Source organism: Terriglobus sp. TAA 43 (genome assembly GCF_000800015.1).
Lineage (GTDB): Bacteria > Acidobacteriota > Terriglobia > Terriglobales > Acidobacteriaceae > Terriglobus.
Genome location: NZ_JUGR01000001.1, coordinates 1,258,498 through 1,282,762, shown reverse-complemented (window position 1 = coordinate 1,282,762; position 24,265 = coordinate 1,258,498). Strand labels below are relative to the sequence as shown.

Genomic DNA, 24,265 nt, shown 5'->3' with positions numbered 1-24,265 from the left:
ACGCGTGGAGGAGCAGTGCGGCAGTTCTGATTGGAGGTAATTCATGGGGTGGCTCGCCTGGTCTTTGCTTTCCGCAGTGTTCGCTGCTCTCACAGCAATCCTGGCAAAAAAGGGAGTAGCCCATATCGACCCCAATCTTGCTACCGCGATCCGTACCAGTGTGGTGATGGTGATGGCATGGGCGATTGCACTCGCTGTCGGACGTGCCCATACGATACGTACTTTGGAAGGCCGCGACTGGTGGTTTCTCGCGGCGTCCGGTGTGGCGACGGGCTTGTCATGGCTGTGTTACTTCCGCGCACTTGCGCTGGGGCCGGTGTCGAAAGTAGCTCCTCTCGATAAGTTGAGTGTGGTTTTTGTGCTGATACTGGCGTGGCCTTTGATCGGGGAGCGACTCACCTGGACTAAAGGATTCGGAGGCCTACTCCTCACGGCAGGGGCAATCGTGCTTGCCTTGGCAAAGTGAGCGAACAACGCAGCGAATTGTGTGACGATCCTGGCGTCCTTTGCCTTCGCAGTTAGTCCTGTTATCACACGATGGTTCGCGTTCGGCATGCAGGACGGTGGGGATGAAACGAGCGATCCCGGCCAAGGCGAATTTTCGCTCTGCTGCCGGGATCACTCTGCTCATCGCTGTTCGCGAGACTACTTCACGACAAGTGATACAGATGTTTGCTGTGTCACCGAGCCCGCGGTTGCGGAGATGGTGACAGTGGATGTTCCTGTCGGAGTTACCGGCGGCGTTGGCGTCGTGCTCATTTGCGGTGAACTGCCACTCGAGCATCCCCCGGCTACCAGTCCGGACAACAACACGACGACAAACAATGCAGCGAGACGCGATGCATTCGTGAGGCGGGAACGTTTGCTAAAGCCCGCTAGCGATACGAATGGTAGTAGAAGCGCCGCGAGTATCCCTGCGGCCACAGGTTTCATCCTCAGTCGTTCCAGTGGCTGAAGGGCTGAAGTCTGGGTGTTGGTGGTGATGGTCGCGGTGACGATGGACGGTACCGTCGATGACAAGCTGGCCTGCGAAGGAGAGAAGCTGCATGTGGTATTGGCTGGTAGACCGGAACAGGCCAGCGATACGTTGCCGGAGAAACCGTTTACAGACGCGAGACTGAGCTGAATCTGTCCGGTGCTCCCGGCACTTACGCTCACTGAAGGCGAAGCCGAGCTGAAGCCGAAGGTGGGTGTGGCGCCTGCGGTTGTCGCATTGGTAATCGTCGCGAACAGACCGTGCTGCTCCTGATCCAGGCCAGCAGTGAAGTAGACCGTGCTGGTGTCCCCACCGGCCACCGCAGTTGTGCCTGTCACGGCAGTTCCGCCGGTCAACAGTTCCCAAAGGCTGGCGTATTTTAGAGCTTTGCCCGTACTGTCCATCAATTGACCTTGATAGGCGAAGGTCTTTGGATCGAAGACGTTGATGATGCCGTCGCCAAAGTTGCCGATCAGCAGGTCATTCGAAAAGATGCCGAAGTTTGCCGGAGCATAGGCGATACCCCACGGTGCGTTGAGGTTTCCGCCGGTTGCGACGCGACTTACAAAGTTACCGGATGTATCGAATACGCTAACTGCGCCGTTGCCCGCTCCGTTGACGCTCAAATAGGGGGCGGTCGCAGTCCGAAGCGCGTAATTCACAAACACCTGCGTTCCGAGGACGTGAACAGCGAATGGTGCGTACCCGGCTGGCAGTGTGGGGTCCACGAAATTTCCTGCGAGCTTTGTCGGTGCAAACGTGCTGTCGTAGACCTCAATGGCATTGCCGGTGCCGAAGTTGGCGGCAAGAATATAGCTCTTACTGGTGACGCCACCTGAAGCAATATTCAGGATGGCAAGTCCGGGATAGGACGCACCGGCTGCGTTGTTGTTGATAGCGACAGTCGAAATTGCGTTCGCCGTGCCCAGCTTGGAATTCCAACCTGAGATGGTGCCATCGAGAGTTGAGAAGAGGAAGCTGGCTTTCGTGCCGTTTGCCAGCAACATGCCAACTGCTCCGCCCGTCGTGACCGAACCGGCTGGGAGTCCAGGAGCGGTATTCGGAGCAGCGGCGGAAGGCACAATGACCTTGAACGAGACGGTTCCTGCAGGCGGAACGACATAGTTGTATCCGGTGTTTGCAGCACTGATCCAAAACGTTCCGCTTGCACTGATGGCCCACGGATTCTTGAAGTTGGGATCGGTGTTGGTGGCCGCGACGGAGCCATCCGAGAGAAGGTTTGTAACTTTGTAAGATTGGCCAGCCATTGGAAGTGCGGCGGCAAGAACAGCGATGGTGTGCAGCACAAACTTGCGGATCTTCTGCATGGGGCCACCTTTTCGTTCGCATGTAGCGACGGGACAAAGGTAGACTCGCGACACGTGGCAAGGTGTCGCTATCGTGTCACGCATACGTCATTTGACCGTCACGCCAAGTTCCTTGCGGCTGCGTCCTGTCGTATCCAAGACTGCTATTTGGCGCGGCCAGCGTTCCGCTTTCTAACCAAATTTTCACTGTGTTGGCCTTCGCGCAGCGTGCTAGCCTTTCGGCCTACGAAGTAATCCTGTTGCTGCTGTTGCTGTCTAAGAGAGGCTCCTATGGTCACCCGTGTGGCTCGTCTCCTGGTTAAAGCGTCGGTACCTGCGGTCGGCGCCGCGTTTGCGGCCGGGGCACTCCCGTTCGAAATGACACCGCTGTTTCCTGAAGAAACTTCGCCAGCTGGCTTTGGTTTGACCGAAGCGCCGCGTTGGCACATTGCTAAGTTGGCTGCGGATACCGACGTGGCATCCGCATGGAACATGTGCCACCAGATACGAACTGGTGGTATGGGATTAGCCGCAAACACGGTTGACTTCGCAGAACCCGACTTCCAGCAGCAATGGGACTTCGGTGTTCCTGCTGAGAGTAATCAAGCAGCCATGGCTGCTGCCGCTCCGAGAGTCTGCGACAAGCCGGTTGACCCTGCCACTGATCCGAATGGCTATTCAAAGCCTGATCCATACACGTGGCGCTGGTTCCAGGCGGATGCCTACGCAGGGTTCGACACGGCGCGAACTCATATCGACACAGGCGCACTCGGAAACACGCTTGAACGAGTCACAATCGCTCATCTCGATACGGGCTATCGGAAGGATCATGCGGTCCTGCCGGAATTTCTGGACACAACCAAAGGGCGCAGCTTCGTAAAAAACGATACGGACCCAAATTCCGCGGTCGATCCGGGGATCACAGGCTTCGGGAATAATCCAGGACACGGAACAGGCACGCTCAGCCTGCTTGCTGGAAATGTCTTTGACGCAACCAAATTTGGCGATGTCCGTGGCTTGGTGGGTGCGGCCCCGTTTGCCCGCATTATTCCCGTTCGCGTTGCGAACAGCGTCGTGGAATTTGCGAACAGTTCCATCGCCCAGGGCATTCAATACGCCATCGATTCGAACGTGGATGTTCTGTCTATGAGTATGGGCGGCATCCCGTCGCAGGCCTGGGTAGACGTCGTGAACAAAGCCTACGACGCGGGAATTACGTTAGTGACGGCTGCAGGCAACAACTACGGCCCCGGCGGCGTGCGTGTTCCCAAATTCATCGTTTGGCCTGCGCGTTTCAAGCGTGTGATCGCCGCCTGCGGAGTGATGTCGAATGGGAAGCCCTGGGCTGACTTCGCCGATTTAAAGCTGATGGGTGGTTGCTACGGTCCCGACAGCAAGATGGACACAGCGATGGCGGCCTACACACCCAATGTTCCATGGGCAGTGTATGACTGCCCCGCGCTCGTTGATTTCGACGGAAGGGGAACGTCTGCCGCGACGCCGCAGGTGGCAGCAGCAGCAGCGTGCTATATCCAGGCGAATTTGGCCGGACTTCGCGCTTACGACGGCGCCGATCGATGGAAGCGGGTTGAGAGTGTCCGGAAGGCTCTCTTTGACTCCGCGACGAAGTTGGACCAAAAGCATTTCGGCCAGGGTGCCCTCCGCGCGATTGATGCTATGAACCAGCCATTGGCGAATCCTGCCGGTTTGGTCGCTCAGCCCCGTGACTCTGTCGCAGTACCGTTCCTCGGGCCAATCTTTGGCGCACTGTTTGGAATCGCACCCGATCCTACAGCGGAATCGATGCTTCATCTGGAAGCTGCTCAGCTCATCTCGACGCAACCGGAGATTCAGAAGATCCTGGTCGACGCGGACGTCGATCCCGATGGGGCTGTCCCACCTGCGGTCCGGAGCCAGGTGATTGACGCAATCATCGCGTCACCTGCTGCATCTACTGCTCTGAAGCAAGCACTTGCTCATGGGGGAGGAAATGCGGGTGGTCAGGGAGGAAAAGGCGAAGGTGGAGCGGTAGTCGTTGGCAGTAAGGTCGTCCCCAAGATCGATCCGTTGAAGGAAACTCCAGGAGAAACACTCGAGCCCACATTGCCTCTCTACCGTTGTCTACGGGTGTTTGCCTTCGATCCTGCTTTGGGCCTGCGCCTGGATTCCCAGGCTCTAAATCAGACCATCCTGCAGCTTCCATGGGAACGGGACCTGAAACCCGGCCCCGTAGGCGAATATGTTGAGATCGTTGACGTCGACCCCGCAACAGGGGCTTGCTACATGCCAGTGGATCTCAATCATCCGCACATTCTGGCGTCCGACGGACTTGCTCCGTCAGAGGCGCTTCCACAGTTCCATCAGCAGATGGTGTATGCCGTTTCCATGACGACCATTGGTCGCTTCGAGCGCGCTCTCGGCCGCACTGCTTTGTGGGCTCCCCATCTGCAGACAGTGGCCGGGGAAGTAGACCAGGTTCAACGGAATTACGTTCAACGGTTGCGAATATATCCGCACGCCCTGCGTGAGGCCAACGCCTACTACAGCCCCGACAAGAAGTCGCTGCTCTTCGGGTATTTCCAAGCCAATCTCACGAACGCGGGCGATAACCTACCGGGCGGAGTCATCTTTAACTGCCTCTCGCATGACGTGGTGGCCCACGAAACCACTCATGCACTCCTCGATGGATTGCATCCCTACTACCAGATCCAAAGCAACCCGGATATGGCAGCGTTCCATGAAGCGTTTGCCGACACCGTCGCGCTGTTTCAACATTTCTCGATTCCGGAGGCACTGCGATTCACGATTGCGAAGACTCGTGGTGACCTGTCGACTGCAAACCTTCTGGCTGACCTGGCGCAACAATTCGGACAAGCTATGGATGGATCACGAGCTCTCCGCAGCGGTCTTGGAACGAAACCCACACCGAGTGATTATGTGAATGCCACCGAGCCTCACGCGCGTGGAGCGGTATTGCTTGCGGCGATCTTTGAAGCATTCGTCAATCTCTACCAGGCACGTTCGTATGATCTGCAACGTCTAGCCACCGGGGGGACCGGCGTGTTGCCTCCCGGTGACATTCCGTACGACCTCGTGACGCGGCTCTCGGTTGAAGCGGCGCAAACGGCCTCGCGTGTTCTAACAGCTTGTATCCGAGCGCTCGATTACTGCCCGCCGGTTGATCTCACATTCGGAGACTACTTACGAGCCCTGGTCACTGCCGACCTCGATATCGAGCCTCAAGCCGGTGTGAATGCTCGCGTCGCGTTTATCTCTGCGTTCCGGGCCCGTGGCATCTATCCCAGTGGCGTACGAAGTCTCTCGGAAGAAAGCCTGTGCTGGCAGCCACCCAATTTCGTCGTTCCCAGGGGGCAATTGGGAGGCCTGCTGAAGTGTCTCAGCTTGAGCTGGAATCTCGCTACGGACCGACGCAAGTCACACGACGCGTCTGAGCACAATGGCTTTGTGCTGTGGAACTTCCTTCACGAAATGGACACCCAGGATGCGATCGCGCTAGGGAGAGATCTTGGGGTCTATATCGTTCCAGCTCCAGGAATGCCTAAGGAAATTCCTCTAAGACCAGATGGGTATCCCAAAATCGAAATTCATTCTGTTCGACCGGCCAGACGTATCGGGAGCAATGGACAACAAGCAACTGATCTGGTCATTGAGATGGTGCAGCGCTATGTAGAAGTGGATGCTGTAACTAAAACACAGACGACCCTTCGCGGTGGCTGCACGGTCCTCATTGATCTTGAGAACGAACAGATTCGTTACGTCATACGCAAGCGGGTAGATAACCTTAGCCGCATGGCGGACATGAAGGCGTTCACCATGGCTGCGTCGGATAGCGGCTCCCCTTACTTCCTCGCCAGTGAGTACAGCGAGCCATTCGCGATGCTTCATCGTGGATGCTAACTGCTTCACCATCGCATAAGGAATTCAGTATGAGCGCAAAGACTGTAAGCACGGCTGCTGCAAAGACACCGGCGAAGTCCGTCAAGAAGGTCACACCAAAAGAGGTTGTGAAGCCTGAGTTGGCGAACTCATCGATTCGAGTTCGCATGTATCGCCAGGGGCTGGGCGATTGCTTTCTCATCACGCTGCCGGGAACCGACGGTCCGTTCTATATCGTGATTGACTGTGGAGTCGTCCTCGGTACGGATGCGAACGGCATTCAGAAATTGAAGGATGCAATTGCGGACATCACGAGAGTGACCGGAGGCAAGATTGATTTGCTCGTTGTGACCCATCAACACTGGGATCATGTGTCTGGCTTCACTCAGGCAAAAGATGCGATCAGCAATTGGAAAGTCGGGCAGGTCTGGACTGCGTGGACGGAAGATCCAAAAGATCCCCTCGCGAATAAGCTTCGTGCCGAGCGGGAGAAGACTGAGGACGCACTCCGGATGGCGGTCAATCGACTGAACGCTGTTGGCGCGACGGATCAGAGTGCGCGAGTTGCTGGGATGCTTGACTTCATGGGTGCGGCATCCGGGTCGACTGCAACCGCCCTGGAATATGCCAAGGGTCTTGCAGGCAAGAATCTGCGCTTTTGTGAGCCGGGCGAAGCTCCAATCGTTCTTCCGCAGATACCGAACTTCCGATTCTTTGTTCTTGGACCGCCGAAGGATGAACAACTCTTGCGCAAGTCCGATCCCTCTCAAGGGCAGGCTTACGGGCTTGATGATGGATCTGCGGCTTCCAACGCGATGTTCCTGAATGCTCTCGCCCGGGAAGCAAATGGGGTGGCGGGAAACACTTTTGCCGGAGACTCAACGTTGGACGACCCCTTCGAGAGCCGATTCCAAATCCCACTCGCTCGGGCGCAGAAGATTCCATTTTTCCAGGAACGCTACTTCGGGAACGTGCCGGTGAATCCGAAGCGTCCAAAAGATCTTGTTGATCAGTCGTGGCGATGCATTGACGGCACCTGGCTGGACACCTCCGAAACACTCGCCCTTGCTCTTGATTCTGCGACGAACAACACGAGTCTCGTCCTGGCGATTGAAAACGTCGCAACGGGGGAGATATTGCTGTTTCCGGGAGATGCACAGGCTGGAAACTGGTTGAGCTGGCAGGATCTCAAATGGGTCGAGGACGATGAGAACGGGAAGCCTGTCACCACGACAGGACCGGATCTGCTCAAGCGAACAATCTTTTACAAGGTCGGTCACCACGGCAGCCACAATGCGACTCTTAGCGCGAAAGGGCTGGAACTGATGACACAGTCCAACCTTACTGCGATGATCCCGGTCGATCATGCAATGGCGTTGAAAAAGCGGTGGGGCAAGATGCCTCTGCCAGAGCTTGTCGATCGGCTCAACGAGAAGACGAGCGGCCGAGTCCTTCGAATCGATGACACTGCCGTTACGCTGGCTCAACTGAAAGCATCACTCCCGGACAAGACCGGGGCACAGGACTGGTCTGACTTCACGGATCGAGTTACGGTGACCGACCTGTATTTCGAGCTGTCCTTTTAAGCCGCTAAGAGCGTCTTCTTAGGGATATTGGTCACTCGAAGGGGGGTTTTCGTCGGACTGCGATTCTTTTAAGCCTTACTTAAGCTTCGGACACTACTGTTGTGGTTATGGAGTTTCGAGCGAGAGCTTCTTTGGCGGCTGGTGTGGCATTGTTCGCGGTTTGTTCGACCAGTGCAGCCCAGCAGGCGCAAGCCACGACGGTACAACATTTAACACTGGCAGATACCATCCAGCTGGCCAAAGCCAATGAACCGACCTTTGCCTCGGCTCGGGCAGCGCAACAATCGGCAAAGATCGATGCGTATCTGGCGAAAGCCGCCCTTCTGCCGTCAGCCACCTATCACAATCAGATGTTGTACACCCAGCCAAACGGCCAGACGAATCAGGGCGGCCAGGTAGGTGCGCAGGCTTCGCCGGTCTTCATTGCGAACAATGCAGTTCATGAGTATGCCAGCCAGGCCGTTGTGGACGAACGCATCGGTTGGAAGGGTTTCGCAGATGCGCAGGTTGCAACCGCTAATGCAGCTCGCGCAGCAGCAGAGTTGGAAGTGTCGCGACGTGGTCTGGTGACGGCAGTCGTCGGGCTCTATTACTCGGTTGCTACCTTGGGCGAGAAAGTAAGAATTCAGGGGGAAGCGCTTTCTGAGGCGAAGGCATTTACCACCGTCACGCAACAGCGGGAAGCTGCGCGCGAGGTTGCGCATGCCGATGTAGTAAAGGCACAGCTACAGATGCAGCAGAAGCAGCGCGACCTGAGCGATGCGACGGTCGCGGAGCAAAAAGCGCGTCTTGAGCTTGGTGTGTTGCTGTTCCCGGATCCTCGCACTCCATACACAACTGATCCGGCAGTCACCAACCGCGTTCTTCCTACGAAGGAGGAAGTCGATCAAACTGCGTCGAAGAACAACCCGGAGATACGCAGCGCGTTGACAGGATTGCAGGCCGCGAATGCGAGTGTGACCTCTGCAAAGGCGGCGTATCTCCCCGATCTCGGTTTGAATTTCACCTACGGTATCGACGCACCACAATTTGCCAAACGAGGGCCAGATGACGTGCGCAATCTGGGTTACTCGATTAGCGGCACCATTGATATCCCCGTATGGGATTGGTTCTCCACACAAAAGCGCGTGAAGCAAAGTCAGATTCAACGCGATGCTGCGAAGGTGACGCTGACAGCTGCGCAGCGCCGATTGATAGCCACGCTTGAGGAGAGTTACGCAGAAGCGGTTGCTGCACGGGATCAGCTTGACCTTCTGGATCAGAGTGTGACTACGGCAGAAGAAAGCCTTCGGCTCACGAAGCTGCGCTATTCCGCTGGAGAGTCGACCGCGCTTGAAGTTGTGGATGCACAGAACTCGTTCCTCGCGGCTCGGACAGCTGAGTCGGATGGTGTCGTGCGATTCGAAACAGCCCTTGCATCACTTCAAATTCTTACAGGAAGCCTCTGACACATGACCTGTCGTTTGTTTAAGCCCGTCACATTCGCAATTTCGTTGCTTTGCGTTGCATCTATGAGTGGCTGCAAGAAGGCTGCGGATGACACGCCGGCGGCGGTTGTCACCGTAGAAGCGGAGAAACCGGAGCGTGGAGAGATCTCGGAGCACATCACGGCAGATGCCACGCTGTCGCCCCTGGCGCAGGCAGCTATTTCACCCAAGATCACGGCACCGGTGCGGACGTTTTATGTGCAACGTGGTTCGAAGGTGAAGGCTGGGCAGTTGCTTGCTGTGCTTGAGAATCGCGACCTTGCTGGGCAGGCGTTGGATAACCAGGGACAATACACGGCTGCGCAGGCTGCGTTTCAAATGCAGACGCAGGCTCAGGTCCCCGAAGACTATGCCAAAGCACAATTGGATGTTGCGCAGGCTCAGGCGCAGTTGAAGTTGCAGGGAGAGATCGTCACGGCTCGTCAGAAACTCTTGCAGGAAGGGGCCATTGCCGGACGCGACTATGACACTGCTGTTGCGGCGCTCGCCCAGGCGCAAGCCGCATACGATACGGCGTTAAACCATCTTCACTCTTTGAAGAATGTATCCAGCGAAGCCACAAAGCGGCAGGCACAGGGACAACTCTCATCTGCAAAGGGCAAGTATGACGCGGCTGAGGCACAGGTGTCGTATTCGCAGATCCGTACTCCGATTCCGGGAGTGGTGACGGACAGGCCTTTGTTCCCAGGGGAGACAGCGAGCACTGGCGCCCCACTCATCACTGTGATGGATACTTCGTCGTTGCTTGCGAAAGTTCACCTTTCGCAGATTGTCGCGCAACGCCTTAGTCTGGGCGACGGTGCGTCGGTCACGATACCAGGTGTCGACGAACCTGTGACGGGTAAAGTGACCCTCATCAGTCCAGCGCTTGATCCCGGCAGCACCACGGTTGAAGTGTGGTTGAAGGTTGATAACACGGCAGCAAAGTACAAGGCCGGCACGCCGGTTCACACATCCATCATTGGCCGCACAGTTCCGAACGCAGTGAAGATTCCCCTGGAAGCGGTCCTCACTGCCGAGGACGGTAGCAAGTCAGTCATGGTTGTAAGCAACGACGGGACTGCGCACAAGGTTGGAGTGCAATTGGGCATCAATGATGGCGAAGATACCCAGGTAACGCAAGGGCTCAATGGTTCAGAGACCGTGATCACGAAGGGCGCTTACGGGTTGGATGATGGTGCCAAGGTGAAGGTCGGCAAGCCGGGCGCCGAGGGAGACGACAAGTAATGGAACAGCCTTTTCTCCCAGTGGATCAGAAGCCATACTGGCTGGTGCGTTTTCGAGGACCGATCTTCTTCTTTCTGATTGTGCTTTCCATCGCTGGCATCTACGCGGCGGGGAAGGTCCCTATCTCTGTATTTCCGGACACGAACTTTCCGCGCGTCGTGATCGGCGTGGACAACGGTGTGATGCCCGTTGATCAGATGCAGGTGACCATCACAAAGCCCATTGAGGACGCTGTGAATTCGGTTCCTGGCTTGGTGACAGTACGATCCAACACCAGTCGCGGTTCTGCAGAAGTGAGCCTCTTCTTTGACTGGAACGTGGATATGTTTCGCACGTTGCAGCTTGTAGATGCTGCGTTGAGCAAAGCGCGCCAGACACTGCCGGCCACGGCGACCATCACTACCAATCGTCTGACCTTCGCCACGTTTCCGATCCTTGGCTACAGCCTTACTTCGAATCGTCTTTCTCAGACCCAGCTGTGGGAGTTGGCAACGTATCAACTGAAGCCTCCCATCAACCGCGTCACTGGTGTGAGTACGGTTACGGTTCAGGGCGGTAAGATTCCTGAGTTTCATATCGTGCCAAATATGGCGCGTATGCAGACGGCGGGCGTAACCATCCTCGATCTGGTGAATGCTGTTCAGGCGTCGAATATCATCGATTCCCCTGGCCTCTACGAATCGAACCATCAGCTCGTGCTAGGGCTTGTTGGGGCTCAAGCGCATGATGCTTCCGAGTTGGGTCGTCTGGTTGTCAAGAGCACCAACAATGGCGTTGCAGTACGCGTGTCGGACGTGGCCGTGGTGCAGCCCGGTGTGTTACCGGTCTATACGGCCGTGACTGCCGATGGCACTCCGGCGGTCCTGCTCAACATCACGCGTCAACCCTCCAGCAATACTGTTGCGGTCACGGATGCAGTTGCGGCGCAGATCGAAGCTCTTAAGAAGAACCTGCCGCAAGGCGTGGAGTTGAAGCCATACTACGATCAATCGGAACTTGTACGTGCAAGTATCAGTAGTGTTCGCGATGCCATTCTGATTGGCCTGGGCCTTGCGTGCATCATTCTCTTTCTCTTTCTTGGAGATTGGTCGTCTTCTCTTGTCGCCGGACTGGTCATTCCCGTTACCGTCGCTCTCACGGTGTTGATACTGTGGGCGATCGGTGAGAGCTTCAACCTGATGACGCTGGGCGGCCTTGCGGCTGCCATTGGACTTGTCATTGATGATGCGATTGTCGTGGTTGAAAACATCGTTCTGCATCGCGATGGTGGCGAATCTCGTGCGGAGGCCGCGCGTCTTGCGCTGAAAGAGATTGCAGCCCCGCTTGTGGGCTCAACGATTACCCCTGTCGTTGTGTTCCTCCCACTTATCTCGGTGACCGGAGTTACAGGCAGCTTCTTCCGGGCGCTCGCCATTACGATGACGGTTGCCTTGTTAACTTCGTTACTGCTGGCGGTGACGTGGACTCCCGCGTTGAGCCTGGTCCTGCTGCGCGACTCGAAAAAAGAAGTGGCACACGGCGAAGAACAGCACGGACGGATGATGCGGAAGGTGCTCCACTGGCACGAGCGCGGGCTATCGTGGGCTCTGAGTCGTCCATTCTGGCTCCTTGGGCTCTGCGGTGTTCTTATCGTTGGCACGTATTTCGGGTATCAGGCACTTGGCTCTGATCTATTGCCTGAGATGGACGAGGGTGGTTTCATTCTCGACTACATCATGCCGGCTGGCAGCTCACTCACAGAGACCAACCGAGTGTTGGAACATGTCGATCGGATTCTTCACGCCATTCCCGAAGTTGAAAGCACTTCGCGCCGTACGGGTCTGCAGATGGGCCTCGCGGCGGTAACGGAAGCGAATACCGGCGACATGACGGTGAAGCTGAAGAAGGACCGCAGTCGCGCGATCGATGAAGTCATTGCCGATGCCCGTGCGGAGATCAAGAAGACAGAACCAGGCCTTGATGTCGAGTTTGTCCAAGTGCTCCAGGACATGATCAACGATCTCTCCAACGCTCCGGAGCCGATCCAGATCAAACTCTATGCCAGCGATCCAGCGTTGCTGTCTGATATTGCTCCGCGGGTGGGTGAGGAGATTGGCAAGATTCCAGGCGTGGTCAGTGTCGAGAACGGCATTGAGAACACCATCAGCGGGCCAGCTACGAATTTCCAGATTGATCCGACCGTGGCGGGTCGTATGGGGTTCACGCCTCAAGAGGCAGCGGAAGACGCAACATCCATTCTTGATGGAGTTACAACGACGGATCCTCTCATCGCCAACGGACGACCCTATACCGTCCGTGTTCGTTTAGGCGATGAAACACGACAGTCGCTCGACACCATCGAGAACACGGTCTTCAATAGCGCGAGCGGAAAGTTGGCAACACTCGGGTCCATGGCGCAGGTGACGCAGTTGCCACCTCAGAATGAGATTCGTAGAGAGAATCTACAGCGGCTGGTAGTGGTGACAGCGCAGTTGCAAGGATCTGATCTGGGGACCGCCATCTCGAAGGTGCAGCAAACAGTAGCTGCTATGCATCTGCCGCCGACGGTCCATGTCGTCTATGGAGGAACCTACCAGGAACAGCAACAGTCATTCCATGAACTGTTGCAGGTACTGATGATTTCGCTGGCATTGGTCTTCGGTGTGTTGCTGATTGAGTTCCGTAACTTCTCCGCTCCTATCGCAATCCTGTCGTCATCTGTTCTTTCTGTCGGGGGCGTTGTATTTGCCCTCCTGATTACAGGAACAACCTTCAACGTGGCGTCGTTCATGGGCGTCATTATGGTGATTGGTATCGTGGCGAAAAACGGCATCCTGCTACTGGATGCAGACGAGCGTTATAGGCGCGAAGGGACGTCTCCGCGAGAGGCGATGCTGCATGCTGCGCAACGAAGACTGCGTCCCATTCTGATGACGGCCACCGCGGCCATCTGCGGCATGTTGCCACTGGCATTCGCGCTTGGCACGGGATCGCAGATGTTACAGCCGCTGGCGATTGCTGTTATCGGTGGCTTGGTCATCTCTATGGTGCTCAGTCTTATCGTCACGCCGGTCATTTACTACTTGTTGACAGCAAGGAGACATGACAGCGAGGTGATGGAGACGGTGGCAGCCTGACACTCAATCTGAAAATAAAAGAGGCCCGCTGATCGCGGGCATCTTTATTTCAGCGTCTGTGCTGGTTAATGTGAGACCACCATGATCTCGAAACTACCCGGAACAACGGCTGGTCGCGGGCGTGGGCTTGCTGCAGTTGGGGCCGGCGCCGGTCCATACTTCGCAGCGGACAGGAAGATCCGCCCTGTCAACGCGTCGTATGCCATGGTGCGCGCGCCCTTCACTGTAGTCACAGTTTGAATCGTTGGATAACCGGGCTTTGATGTGTCGACAACAGAGACTGTGCCTTCTCCATTCGAAGAGAAGGCAACATGCAACTTACCATCGAAACCCGCAGCATCGGGACCATCACCGATCGATGCAAGTGCTACTAATTTTCCCGTCGTGTAGTTGGAGACGCCCATCTTCTTGCCATCACAAACAGAGAACAAACGGTGCTGAATACGATCAATTGCCATGCCTGACGGAGAATCGCATCCCGTCAATGGCCAGGTGCCAACGACAGCATTCGTTTTGGCATCGAGCTTCACGATCTCATTTTTGTCTTCAATGTTGACGTAGACGTTCCCATTGCCATCTGCCTGTGGGAACTCCGGCTTGCCCGGTAGCGCGATTGTCGCCACGACTTGGTTATTCGTCGCGTTCATCACAGAGACATCCTTGCTCCGTCCGTTGAATGCCCACACCGTCTTCGTTGCCGGTTCATAGGTAATGCCATCCGGATTTGTGCCAACCGTGATCTTGTTGACGACATTGAGAGAAGCCCTGTCAAACACTACGATGGCGTTGCCGCCGCCATCGCTGATATAGCCGGTCTTCCCATCCGGATTCAGTGCAACGCCATGCGTTCCCTTTAGCCCCGTTATAGAGCCAATCAGCTTTCCGCTTGCCGTGTCCAGAACCTCAACCTTCGGACCGTGAGTCACGTAGAGCCGATGAGCTGCGTCATCGCTCAGAAGATAATCCCAGCCGCCCTCGCCACCAATTGGCCAATGATCGCTGACGTGGTAGTTCTGAGCAGCGCAGGTGAGAGGAAGCAGCAGGCAGCAGGAAGCAGCTTCAAGTCTGGAGAAACGCATAATCACTCCGTATGGAAGATGGACTCGGCTATGAAGGCCGGCATCTTTGAGTGTTGGTGCCTCGACTTAATCCTTGCTTAAGTTGCTAACTACTTTGGAGAGGCTGAGCAAGTCATGACGACGGAACCGCTTTCACGGCAAAGTGAAGGCAACGTAGGTTCCTCCTGAAATATCGTGTACGGATTTACCACCCCCGGCTGCGATAACGACATACTCCTTTCCATTGATCTCATACACCGAAGGGGTGGCATTTCCGGCAAAGGGGAGTGTCGTTTCCCATAGAAGTTTTCCGGTTGTCTTATCAAAGGCGTGGAATTTCTTGTCGTAGTTCGTCGCACCAATGAACAGAAGACCGCCCGCAGTAACCACGCCACCGCCGTAATTCTCTGAACCTGTATTTTTCAATCCCTTTGCGGCCAACTCTGGATATTCTCCGAAGGGAATCCGCCACGCAAATGTACCCTTATTGAGATCAATGGCGGTCAAGCTTCCCCAGGGCGGCGTGATGGCGGGATAACCTTCGCTATCGAGAAAGCGTGTTGAACTACCGAGCATGTATTGCTGCTGCGACGGGACGGAGGTGGCGCTGACGATGTTGTCATTTCCTTTCAATACGTATTCCGCAATGGCATTCATTTCCAGTGGGCTCAACTGCGGGAAGGCAGGCATTCTCCCGTTGCCACCGCGAACGATTGTGACCACCTCGCGATTCGTTAGTCTCTGCTCAAGATGAGTGAGAGACGGAACATCCGGCGGATTGCCGGATAGGTTCGTGTTGTGGCAGCCCGAACAATTGGCGTTGTAAAGCCCTTTGCCGCTATTGGATTCCGATGGCGAGGGGCGCTTTGCGATCTTCACAATCCATGCCATCTCATTGGCATTGGTGTAAAGCAGGCCCGTCTCAGGATCGAAGGCCGGTCCACCCCATTCCTGGCCGCCATCCGACCCTGGAAAGAGCACTGTCCCCTCCAATGTCTGGGGTGCGTACTGACCATCACTCAGAACAGATTTGAATCGACGCAAGACATCCGCATGTGCTTCAGGGGTGCGATTGGTAATGTCTTGTTCCGTCATTCTTTGTCGAGCGAACGGTGGCGGGGACACTGGCAATGGCTGCGTCGGTGAAGTTACTTCGCCGGGGATTGTGCTCTTTGGATATGGTTTTTCTTCAATTGGGAAGATTGGCTTTCCGGTCACGCGATCAAAGACAAACACGTGACCCGTCTTGGTTGTCTGAGCGACGGCGTCAATCGTTTTACTGTCCTTGTGAAGGGTGATGAGCGTGGGCGGGGCATTCAGATCGCGATCCCATATGTCGTGATGTACGAATTGGTAATGCCATAAGCGGCGGCCAGTATTGGCATCCAGCGCAACAAGAGAGTTGGCGAATAGGTTGTCACCGGTACGGTCGCCACCGTAGAAATCGGGTGCAGCGGAACCAAGTGGAACGAACGCGATTCCTCGTTTCAAATCAACACTTAATCCGGCCCAGTCATTCGCTGCGCCACTATATTTCCAAGCGTCTTTGGGCCATGTTTCATAACCAAATTCGCCGGGGTGGGGGATAGTGTGGAATTGCCAGCGAATTTTCCCGGTATGCACATCGAATGCGCGGATATCGCCAGGAAAGGCGGGTAATTGTTCGGCGATCATGCTTCCGCAGATGAGCATGTCTTTGTAGACAACACCGGGCGTCGACATTGAGACGAAGAGACCTTCTCCTTCGTGTTTCAAACCAATTCTTAGATCGACGCGCCCATTTTCCCCGAAGCTCTCGATGAGCTTTCCCGTCTTTGCATGCAGCGCGTAAAGATATTGGCGGAAGGTAACGAAGATGCGTGCGTCGCTTCCATTGACGTCGGCCCAGTACGCTACACCACGATTCCGTGTGCTCCCGATCTGTTTGGCTCCTGCGGATGGATCGAAGGTCCATATCTGTTTGCCTGTCGCAGCATCCAGCGCAACGACCTTGACCGTCGGGCTCAGGCCATAGAGAACGCCTTTGACGATAAGTGGATTGGGTTCGAACTCTCTTTTCGCTTTGGATGTTTCACCGGTTTCAAATGTCCACGCGACCTTAAGGTTCTTTACATTCTCTCGGTTAATTTGAGTAAGCCTGGAGTAATGAATGGAATCAGGGCCACCCTGATAGGCTGGCCAATCCTTTGTTGTCCCGGGTATTTGCGCGGTGATGCTGGTCGTTGCGGCAAGCGTGAGGAGGGAAACTGCACTCCGCAACGAGCGGCGGCGCAGCAAGTGAAACATAGTAGTCAGGATCATAGGTTTGTACTAATCGTTCCGAATGAAACTTGAAATGTGGAGCCAATATTTTCAAAGCTTTTTACTGAAAGATCCCCGCGATGCATGTCGGAAATCCACTTCGCGATCGAGAGACCCAATCCCGATCCTTCCGAGGAGTTGCGCGCTTTATCGACGCGATAGAAGCGGTCGAAAATAGAGGACAGGGACTCTTGCGGAATTCCAATGCCGTTGTCCTGGATATCGACCTTTGCTTCGTTGCCGTTCATTTGTAGTCGAACGTTGATCTGTCCACCTGCCGGTGTGTATTTGATCGCGTTGTCCAGCATGATCCAGAAAAGTCGCCGCAAGCTTGGAGCATCACCCATAATCCATGCCGGTTCATTGCGGGATGTTTCGAACGTGATGCGATGCCGTTTGCCTTCAGCGAGCGGAATCGCTTTCCGATACACATCGCTCAGAACGCCCTTCAGATCCGTGCGCGTGAAAACCATTCCTGAATGCCCGGAATCACATCTCGCCAACATGAGCATGTCCGTCAGCAGGTCGGTAGCTTCTTCACACTCACGCAGAATTTCAGAAAAGCACTCGGTGCTCTCCTCATCGAGGGGGAGATTCTTCAGTGCGTATTCTGACTGCGTGTAGATGTATGTAATGGGACTTCGCAACTCATGTGACGCGTCAGCCGTGAAGCGAGTAATCTGTCCGACCGCCAGTTCCAAACGAGACAACATGTCATTGCATGTTTCTGTCAGGGCCTCAAGTTCATCTCCGGACTGAATCGAAGGTAGTCTTCGCGAGAGGTTTCCGATGCTGATCGATCGAAACGAAGAGATTAATTTCGCTACGGGCTTCAGCGCGCGGGTGCTGAGAAAATATCCGATCGCCGCCGAGAAAATCAGAAGGATTGGGGCGGCCCACAGAAGACCGACTGTGAACTGATTCACAAGGACACGGTTGTCCCTGAGCTGGCCGCCAATCACCACATGGTATTTTGCATCGCCAATGATCGTTGGTTCAGATAGGACTCGAAAAGGCGATCCATCATATTGCACTTTGGCATAAGTGCGGTCCTGTGAGGCGATGTTGGCAGGCCAGGGAAATGTATCTCTCGCGTCGGAGGTGACCGGATAGACCTGCTTCCCGTGTTCATCGAGCACATGGACCAGATTGCCTTCCGGGGTGCCGGAGGCAAAGGCATCGAATCCCTGCGCACACTTTGCACTGCCGATGCCGCAGCTTTTGAGAAGGGAAATAGCGCGATCCGCACGGCGAAGAAGTGTCTTGTCTCTGCCCGCCGCAAGAGAGTATGACAACTCTCCATACATCACGATGCCGAATACGAAATAACCAAAAATAAATGCAGTAGAAAACCACAAAGTCAGGCGTAGAGAGATCGACATTCTTCGTTTCATGCCTGGGCTTGTCGGAGTGTGTAGCCCACACCACGTATGGTATGAAGCAGTTGCTTTTCGCCCTCAGAGGCGATCTTGTTTCGCAGCGCTCGCATGTAGACATAAAGCGAGGTATCACTCACTTCGGCGCCAAGACCCCATCCAGCTTCCACGAGCATATCTTTCGTGACAACCATGCCCGCGTTGCGGACAAGCTTTTCCATCAAGGCAAATTCGATTCTGCTCAACGGCTCTGTTCGCCCCAATCTCGAAAGCCCGTGCGTTGCGCGGTCGAGTGCCAGATCGCGAAACTCGAGTCGCTCGGTGGGTACTACGGGCTTTCTGCGAGATACAGCACGTATTCTCGCCAACAGATTCGCCAGGGCGAAGGGTTTAGTCAGGTAATCGTCCGCTCCCAGATCCAGGCCACGAACGATGTCCTCCATGGAATCACGGGCCGTGAGCATGATGGTCGGAGTTGTGAATTGCTCTGCCCGCAACATGGTCAGTACGGTGAAGCCATCAATCACCGGCAAAGTGACATCAAGCAGAATGACATCCAGATGCGGCGACCGGCCGTATTCCACCGCCTGTTCTCCATCGAGCGCGACGGTGACCGTATGGCCATCCCGCCGCAAAGCACGGTCCAATAGGCGGGCCATGCGTGGGCGATCTTCCACAACCAGGATTTGCATAACGCCACGTTAATTTCTGCGCGCGTGTGCAATGTAAAAACCGTGTAATAGGCTCATTTTTTTAGATTCAGCTTAAATTCATGTGTTGTTGTGTCAGCATGTTCACTCCTAGATCGCATGTGACTCGACGCACATTTCTTCAGACCGCCCCCATTTTCGCAACGTCATTCGTCCCGCCAATTAAGCTAAAGCAGCCGTTTACGGCTGGGCTGGTTCCCTTTGGCAAGACCACGGTTGAGACAGGCATTCAGGACTTCTGGGGCCACGCAGATGAAGTGGCGGCGGTCGGTGTGCACCATTTGGAGTTCAATAACACGCGTGCAAAGATCGCTGAGGCCTACGCGTCGCGATGGACGGAACTTCACGACGGCATGGCTGCCCGCGGACTGAGCATGCCGGGGATTGCCCAATATAGCCACATGGATAAGCCTGACGAACTCGGCGCGATCCTGCAGCAGCACATGTTGCTGGGGCAATTTATGTCCAACATCGGCGGAAAATACATCACGCATATGATTGCGCCCTCGGTCATCTTGAACGAGGTGGCCGACGAAGAGGCATATAGCCGAATCAATGTGAAGAGTTGGATTACCAATCTGAACCAGGTGGCCCGAAGTGTCTTTGAGCAATGGGGTGTGAAGATGGCCTATCACCCGGAGCAGAGGGAAGTGAGTCACCATTTATATGAGCAGGTGCTGCAATCCACTGACGAACGGTATGTGCACTTCATCGCGGACGTGGGGCATTTGGCTGCAGGCGGTGCGGAGCCCGTGGATACCTGCAGGAAATATCAGAAGCGACTTGTTGCAGTGCATCTGAAGGATTTTGCGCCCGCACCACCAAAGGACATTGCGGTGAAAGCCGGAAATGTGCCGTTCGGCGATGGCATTGTCGATCTGGTTGGCATTGTGGCCGAACTGGAGAGGAGCGGCTTCAAGGGATGGGTTATGGGAGAGAGTGGCGCCGGAGATGAGGCCATGTATCAATACATGTCCGGAAGACTAGGGCTGCGGTTCTAGGAGCAAGGCATGGATCTGTACTTGTGTGAATCTCTGTTCACACAGTTGCTTTTCCAAGATTCGTTTTAGATTCGCTTGCTGTAATACATCTCTGATGGCGAACCTTCGACAGGCGAATCCAAGGAGACAGCGGATGTTGCGAGCGCTGTTGTTCTTGTTCATAGCCACCCTGCCGGGAATGGCGCAAACACCGATCGCACCTGTCCATCGCATTCAGGTTCTCATCATCACCGGGCAGGACAAACATCCGTGGCGCGAGACCAGCCCCTATCTGAAGGGGCTGTTGGAGGCATCGGGAAAATTTGAAGTGCGCACCACCGAAGAGTTCAAAGGAGCGAACGCCGAGACGCTGCGTCCCTATGACGTCGCTGTTCTGAACTATTCAGATGAGAAGTTGAATGTGCCTGACTGGAGCGACAGCACCAAAGAGGCATTGCTGGAGTTCGTTCGATCAGGCAAAGGGTTGGTGGTTTATCACCACTCCGCTGCGTCCTTTCAAAACTGGCCCGAGTATAGAGAGCTTGTTGGCTGCATATGGAAGACGAGCAGCAGCTACCATTCGCCAGTTCACGACTACCAGGTCAACGTGATTGATTCGAATCATCCCGTCACGTTAGGGTTGACATCCTCGTTTTCTGCAAAGACCGACGAGTTGTATGCCGGACTCGATTGCATTCCCACGAGTGAGTTGCACGTGCTTGCAACCGGGTGGGATGATCACTCGCTCTACGTGAAGAAACGTGAGGGGCCAACACCGGGAAGCCCTTCGCAGGACGAGCCTTTGTTGTGGACACGCGCGTACGGACGTGGCCGTGTCTTTGCGACGATGCTCGGCAATGACATGCGTGCGGTTCGCACTCCCGGTTTCATTTCAACGTTTGTGCGTGGCACAGAATGGGCCGCAACCGGATCAGTAACCATACCTCCCGAACCCGAAGTCGCAAAGTAGAAGCCGACCGTGATTGCTAACGGATGTTGCTTGTCCGTCGAGACTGAACCGTTTCAGAAAAGGGACTACGTACATGCAACGAATGAAGTTGATTGCGTCACTTGCTTTCGCCTCGATGGCTGCTCTGCCGATTTCACAGGCGGAGAGGCGTCCGCAGGAGATTGTCTTCACGAGCCGAATGATTGACCCTGCTGCGTTTGAGACTGCAGCGGTGGGCGATATCAACAACGACGGCCATCTGGACATTGTTTCTGGCGAGAACTGGTACGAAGGTCCACGCTGGATCAAGCACACATTTCGGTCGATCGAATACTACCGCAATGCGACTGAAGATCTGACGGACCTTCTCGTTGACGTCAATCATGATGGATATCTCGACGTCGTGAGTTCGGCCTCTCACGGCAATCGGATCTGGTGGAATGAAAATCCGAAGGGCAAGGCCGGCCAGTGGAAAGAACATCTCATCGAGTCTGGTCATAGTGTCGAGTTCAGCTTCCTCGTCAACCTCGATTCGAAGAGTAAGACTCCCGCGGTGCTTCCTCAGTGGGGCGGCCACACAATGGTCGATCCGCTGGCATGGTTTGAGCTAGCTGACGGTGCGTTCCTGAAACACGTTGTCAGTACACGTAGCTACGGGCATGGCATCGGTGTTGGTGACATGAACGGCGATGGGAAGAATGACATCATCACACCATTCGGTTGGCTTGAAGCGCCCATTGATCCGCGCAAACCAGACTGGGCCCTCCATCAGGAGTTCAACCTCGGGAGCGTCGGTTACATCTATGCGCTTGACGTCAATGGAGATGGAAGAGTCGATCTCGTCACGTCCATGGCGCACGACTACGGCCTCGTCTGGATGGAAAATCTTGGCGGCGGTAAGTGGCAGAAACATGTCATCGACGACACATGGTCGCAAGGGCACGCGGTCACAATGGTGGACTTGAATGGTGACGGCAGACCTGATTTTGTTACTGGAAAACGCTACATGGCCCACAACGGTTCCGACCCTGGAGAGCGGGAACCGCTTGGCATCTATTGGTATGAATATCGGCAAGCCAACGATGGCTCGGTGGAATGGATCAAACACATCATTGATTACGGAAGCCGTGTCAGCGCCGGGATGCAAATCGCCGTGGCCGATCTGGATGGTGATGGCGATCTGGATTTGGTGATGGGTGGGAAGACCGGACTATTCATCTTTGAAAATCAGACACGCTCACCGAGCACCTCAGGACGATAGAGATGACGCGGTTACTCGCTGGACTCCTGTTGTTTTTGTTCACTTCTTCATGTCTCGCACAATCGCCAGCGTCCGGTGGCGATGCAGTGTTCGAGGCGCGCTGCTCCATATGTCATGGTGGTGACGGCAGTGGTGGAGGACGTGCGCCGTCGCTGCTGGGTTTCGTTCGATATCACACCGATCCAGAACTGAAGTCACTTATCCACGATGGCCGAGTGGAGAAGGGTATGCCGAGCTTCGACTTTTCTTCGGAGGATCTGGACCGCTTGCTCTCTCATCTGCGAACGCTTGCGGGATCAAATGCCGCAATGTCTACCGCAGGTTATACGGGCAATGCACCGATGAAGGCGGGCAAGTACAAGCCACCTCCGGGGCCGCATCCAGGTACGGTTCATCTTGTGGATGGCAGGAATCTTAGCGGGACGGTTATTGAAAGTGACTACTCTGCGCAGGTACTCACGAAGGACGGAACCTATCACCTGCTGACACGCGATGGCCAGCATTACAACGAGAAGCCAATCCTTCCGAAGCGTGATTGGACGACCTATAACGGGAACGATTCCGGCAATCGTTTCAGCACTCTGAAGCAGATTGATACTGCCAATGTGAACCGTCTGTCGCTTGCATGGCTTTTTCCGTTTGATGCAAGCCGCCTGGAGACGACGCCTATCGTTAAGGACGGCGTCATGTACATCACCGGATGGAATGAGGCCTATGCCTTGGATTCCGCCACCGGGCAGCAATTGTGGATGTATCGTCAACCGCATACCAAGGGGCTTGTGAGTGAAGCCGGGCGCGGAACCAATCGCGGAGTCGCTATCTGGAATGACTCGGTCTTCATGGTGACGGACAATGCACATCTGCTGGCGCTTAGTCGGATTGATGGTCACAAACTTTGGGACGTTGAGATGGGTGCGGTGATCGATGGATACAGCGCAACCGCTGCTCCTCTTGTGGTGGGGGATCTGATCATCAGTGGCGTGGCCGGAGGTGAAGAAGGCGCACGCGGATTTGTTTCGGCTTACAAAGCCAGCACGGGCGAACGTGTTTGGCGTTTCTATTCGATCCCGCAACGTGGAGAGAAGGCGGCATCGACGTGGGTGGGAAGCGCCTTGGAACATGGATGCGGAGCCACATGGCTGACAGGTTCTTACGATGCTGCACTGGACATGATCTATTGGACAACGGGAAATCCCTGCCCCGACTTCAATGGCGATGAACGCAAGGGAGATAACCTCTACACCAGCAGCGTCGTGGCTCTTTCTGCGAAGACAGGAGAGTTGAAATGGTATTACCAGTTCACGCCGCATGACACACATGATTGGGATGCGGAACAGCCTGTTCTCTTAGTGGATCAACCCTGGAACGGAAAGCCGCGCAAGCTTCTCATTCATGCAAATCGCAACGGCTTCTTCTTCGTGTTGGATCGAAAAAATGGAGAGCTGTTGCTGGCGAAACCTTTCGTGAAAACGACTTGGGCGTCCGGGTATGACCGATCTGGTCGTCCGATTCTTACGGACTCGTCGGAGTCAAGTGAGAAAGGCGAGCTAATCTGTCCAGCCTCGAGCGGCGGAACAAACTGGTATTCCAGCTCATGGAATCCGCAGACAAAGCTGTTCTACCTTCGTGCGAACGAATGGTGTGCAGTGTACAAGAAACAGCAGGACCCTTTAATCGAAAACAGATGGTATGGTGGCGTCGCGCCAAACCAATCGAATGCAGAAAGTTACCTTCGTGCGTTGGATATAAGCACGGGCAAGAAGATTTGGGAAAAACCGCTTTCGACCAACAATCGTGGAGGCGTGCTTTCGACCGCAGGTGGGTTGATCTTCGCGGGTGGTCCAAGCGGAACGTTTCTCGCGCTCGATGCACGTACAGGTAAGACTCTGAAGCACATCAACGTCGGCCAGGACTGGCAGGCATCCCCAATGACATTTATGGTCGGCGGAAAACAATTTGTCGCACTCGCAGGCGCAAGCGGAGTCTTTGTTTTTTCACTCGTCCCCTGATGCGAGAACCCTTTAGCAACTGTGT

General features: G+C 55.1%; 15 protein-coding genes. 10 read left to right on the top strand and 5 right to left on the bottom strand.

Going from position 1 to position 24,265, the window contains the following annotated elements; genetic code table 11:
* The first annotated feature begins 43 nt into the window (after window positions 1-43).
* Window positions 44-466: an EamA family transporter gene (locus M504_RS05330; protein WP_047488811.1), complete on the top strand. Its 423-nt coding sequence runs from the start codon at window positions 44-46 to the stop codon at window positions 464-466.
* Window positions 467-645: 179 nt separating this feature from the next.
* Here the strand turns inward: M504_RS05330 and M504_RS05325 are convergent, their stop codons facing one another.
* Window positions 646-2,304 (bottom strand): TIGR03118 family protein, encoded by a 1,659-nt coding sequence (locus M504_RS05325; protein ID WP_047488808.1) that lies wholly within the window; start codon window positions 2,302-2,304, stop codon window positions 646-648.
* A gap of 270 nt (window positions 2,305-2,574) precedes the next feature.
* Between M504_RS05325 and M504_RS05320 the strand changes: the two genes are divergently transcribed.
* From M504_RS05320 to M504_RS05300, 5 genes are all read left to right on the top strand, one after another.
* The gene (locus tag M504_RS05320; RefSeq protein ID WP_047488805.1) at window positions 2,575-6,201 is read left to right on the top strand and encodes a S8 family serine peptidase; all 3,627 of its coding nucleotides are present in this window, start codon (window positions 2,575-2,577) and stop codon (window positions 6,199-6,201) included.
* Window positions 6,202-6,230: 29 nt separating this feature from the next.
* Window positions 6,231-7,766 (top strand): MBL fold metallo-hydrolase, encoded by a 1,536-nt coding sequence (locus M504_RS05315; RefSeq protein ID WP_052200436.1) that lies wholly within the window; start codon window positions 6,231-6,233, stop codon window positions 7,764-7,766.
* A gap of 143 nt (window positions 7,767-7,909) precedes the next feature.
* The gene (locus M504_RS05310) at window positions 7,910-9,214 is read left to right on the top strand and encodes a TolC family protein (RefSeq protein WP_232296166.1); all 1,305 of its coding nucleotides are present in this window, start codon (window positions 7,910-7,912) and stop codon (window positions 9,212-9,214) included.
* Between the two features lie 3 nt (window positions 9,215-9,217).
* Window positions 9,218-10,480 (top strand): efflux RND transporter periplasmic adaptor subunit, encoded by a 1,263-nt coding sequence (locus M504_RS05305; protein ID WP_047488800.1) that lies wholly within the window; start codon window positions 9,218-9,220, stop codon window positions 10,478-10,480.
* Complete coding sequence (locus tag M504_RS05300) at window positions 10,480-13,596, top strand: efflux RND transporter permease subunit (protein WP_052200435.1); 3,117 nt, start codon at window positions 10,480-10,482, stop codon at window positions 13,594-13,596. Before M504_RS05305 ends, M504_RS05300 begins: the two co-directional genes overlap by 1 nt.
* Window positions 13,597-13,661: 65 nt before the next feature.
* On the opposite strand, the gene M504_RS05295 is transcribed toward M504_RS05300, so the two are convergent.
* From M504_RS05295 to M504_RS05280, 4 genes are all read right to left on the bottom strand, one after another.
* On the bottom strand, window positions 13,662-14,675 hold the full coding sequence (locus M504_RS05295) for a YncE family protein (RefSeq protein ID WP_047488798.1): 1,014 nt from the start codon (window positions 14,673-14,675) through the stop codon (window positions 13,662-13,664).
* A gap of 132 nt (window positions 14,676-14,807) precedes the next feature.
* Window positions 14,808-16,955: a PQQ-binding-like beta-propeller repeat protein gene (locus tag M504_RS05290; protein ID WP_198137529.1), complete on the bottom strand. Its 2,148-nt coding sequence runs from the start codon at window positions 16,953-16,955 to the stop codon at window positions 14,808-14,810.
* Window positions 16,952-18,337 (bottom strand): cell wall metabolism sensor histidine kinase WalK, encoded by a 1,386-nt coding sequence (locus tag M504_RS05285; protein WP_052200434.1) that lies wholly within the window; start codon window positions 18,335-18,337, stop codon window positions 16,952-16,954. Before M504_RS05285 ends, M504_RS05290 begins: the two co-directional genes overlap by 4 nt.
* 8 nt (window positions 18,338-18,345) lie before the next feature.
* Window positions 18,346-19,023, bottom strand: a complete 678-nt coding sequence (locus M504_RS05280; protein ID WP_047488795.1) for a response regulator transcription factor — start codon at window positions 19,021-19,023, stop codon at window positions 18,346-18,348.
* 119 nt (window positions 19,024-19,142) lie between these two features.
* On the opposite strand from M504_RS05280, the gene M504_RS05275 reads away from it, so the two are divergent.
* The 4 genes from M504_RS05275 (at window position 19,143) to M504_RS05260 (ending at window position 24,240) form a co-directional block, all read left to right on the top strand.
* On the top strand, window positions 19,143-20,042 hold the full coding sequence (locus M504_RS05275; protein WP_047488793.1) for a sugar phosphate isomerase/epimerase: 900 nt from the start codon (window positions 19,143-19,145) through the stop codon (window positions 20,040-20,042).
* 133 nt (window positions 20,043-20,175) lie between these two features.
* A complete protein-coding gene (locus M504_RS05270) occupies window positions 20,176-20,991 on the top strand; it encodes a ThuA domain-containing protein (protein WP_052200433.1) in 816 nt (271 codons plus the stop codon).
* A gap of 73 nt (window positions 20,992-21,064) precedes the next feature.
* Window positions 21,065-22,231, top strand: coding sequence for a VCBS repeat-containing protein (locus M504_RS05265; protein WP_047488788.1), 1,167 nt, complete (start codon window positions 21,065-21,067; stop codon window positions 22,229-22,231).
* 2 nt (window positions 22,232-22,233) lie between these two features.
* Window positions 22,234-24,240, top strand: a complete 2,007-nt coding sequence (locus M504_RS05260) for a PQQ-dependent dehydrogenase, methanol/ethanol family (protein WP_052200431.1) — start codon at window positions 22,234-22,236, stop codon at window positions 24,238-24,240.
* The last annotated feature ends 25 nt before the right edge of the window (window positions 24,241-24,265 follow it).

Bases quoted from the DNA above. Each gene is read 5' to 3' on its own strand.
- M504_RS05295 (WP_047488798.1), bottom strand. From the start codon at position 14,675: ATGCGTTTCTCCAGACTTGAAGCTGCTTCCTGCTGCCTGCTGCTTCCT.
- M504_RS05285 (WP_052200434.1), bottom strand. From the start codon at position 18,337: ATGTCGATCTCTCTACGCCTGACTTTGTGGTTTTCTACTGCATTTATT.
- M504_RS05300 (WP_052200435.1), top strand. From the start codon at position 10,480: ATGGAACAGCCTTTTCTCCCAGTGGATCAGAAGCCATACTGGCTGGTG.
- M504_RS05325 (WP_047488808.1), bottom strand. From the start codon at position 2,304: ATGCAGAAGATCCGCAAGTTTGTGCTGCACACCATCGCTGTTCTTGCC.
- M504_RS05315 (WP_052200436.1), top strand. From the start codon at position 6,231: ATGAGCGCAAAGACTGTAAGCACGGCTGCTGCAAAGACACCGGCGAAG.
- M504_RS05330 (WP_047488811.1), top strand. From the start codon at position 44: ATGGGGTGGCTCGCCTGGTCTTTGCTTTCCGCAGTGTTCGCTGCTCTC.
- M504_RS05280 (WP_047488795.1), bottom strand. From the start codon at position 19,023: ATGCAAATCCTGGTTGTGGAAGATCGCCCACGCATGGCCCGCCTATTG.
- M504_RS05260 (WP_052200431.1), top strand. From the start codon at position 22,234: ATGACGCGGTTACTCGCTGGACTCCTGTTGTTTTTGTTCACTTCTTCA.
- M504_RS05270 (WP_052200433.1), top strand. From the start codon at position 20,176: ATGTTGCGAGCGCTGTTGTTCTTGTTCATAGCCACCCTGCCGGGAATG.
- M504_RS05320 (WP_047488805.1), top strand. From the start codon at position 2,575: ATGGTCACCCGTGTGGCTCGTCTCCTGGTTAAAGCGTCGGTACCTGCG.
- M504_RS05265 (WP_047488788.1), top strand. From the start codon at position 21,065: ATGCAACGAATGAAGTTGATTGCGTCACTTGCTTTCGCCTCGATGGCT.
- M504_RS05305 (WP_047488800.1), top strand. From the start codon at position 9,218: ATGACCTGTCGTTTGTTTAAGCCCGTCACATTCGCAATTTCGTTGCTT.
- M504_RS05290 (WP_198137529.1), bottom strand. From the start codon at position 16,955: ATGATCCTGACTACTATGTTTCACTTGCTGCGCCGCCGCTCGTTGCGG.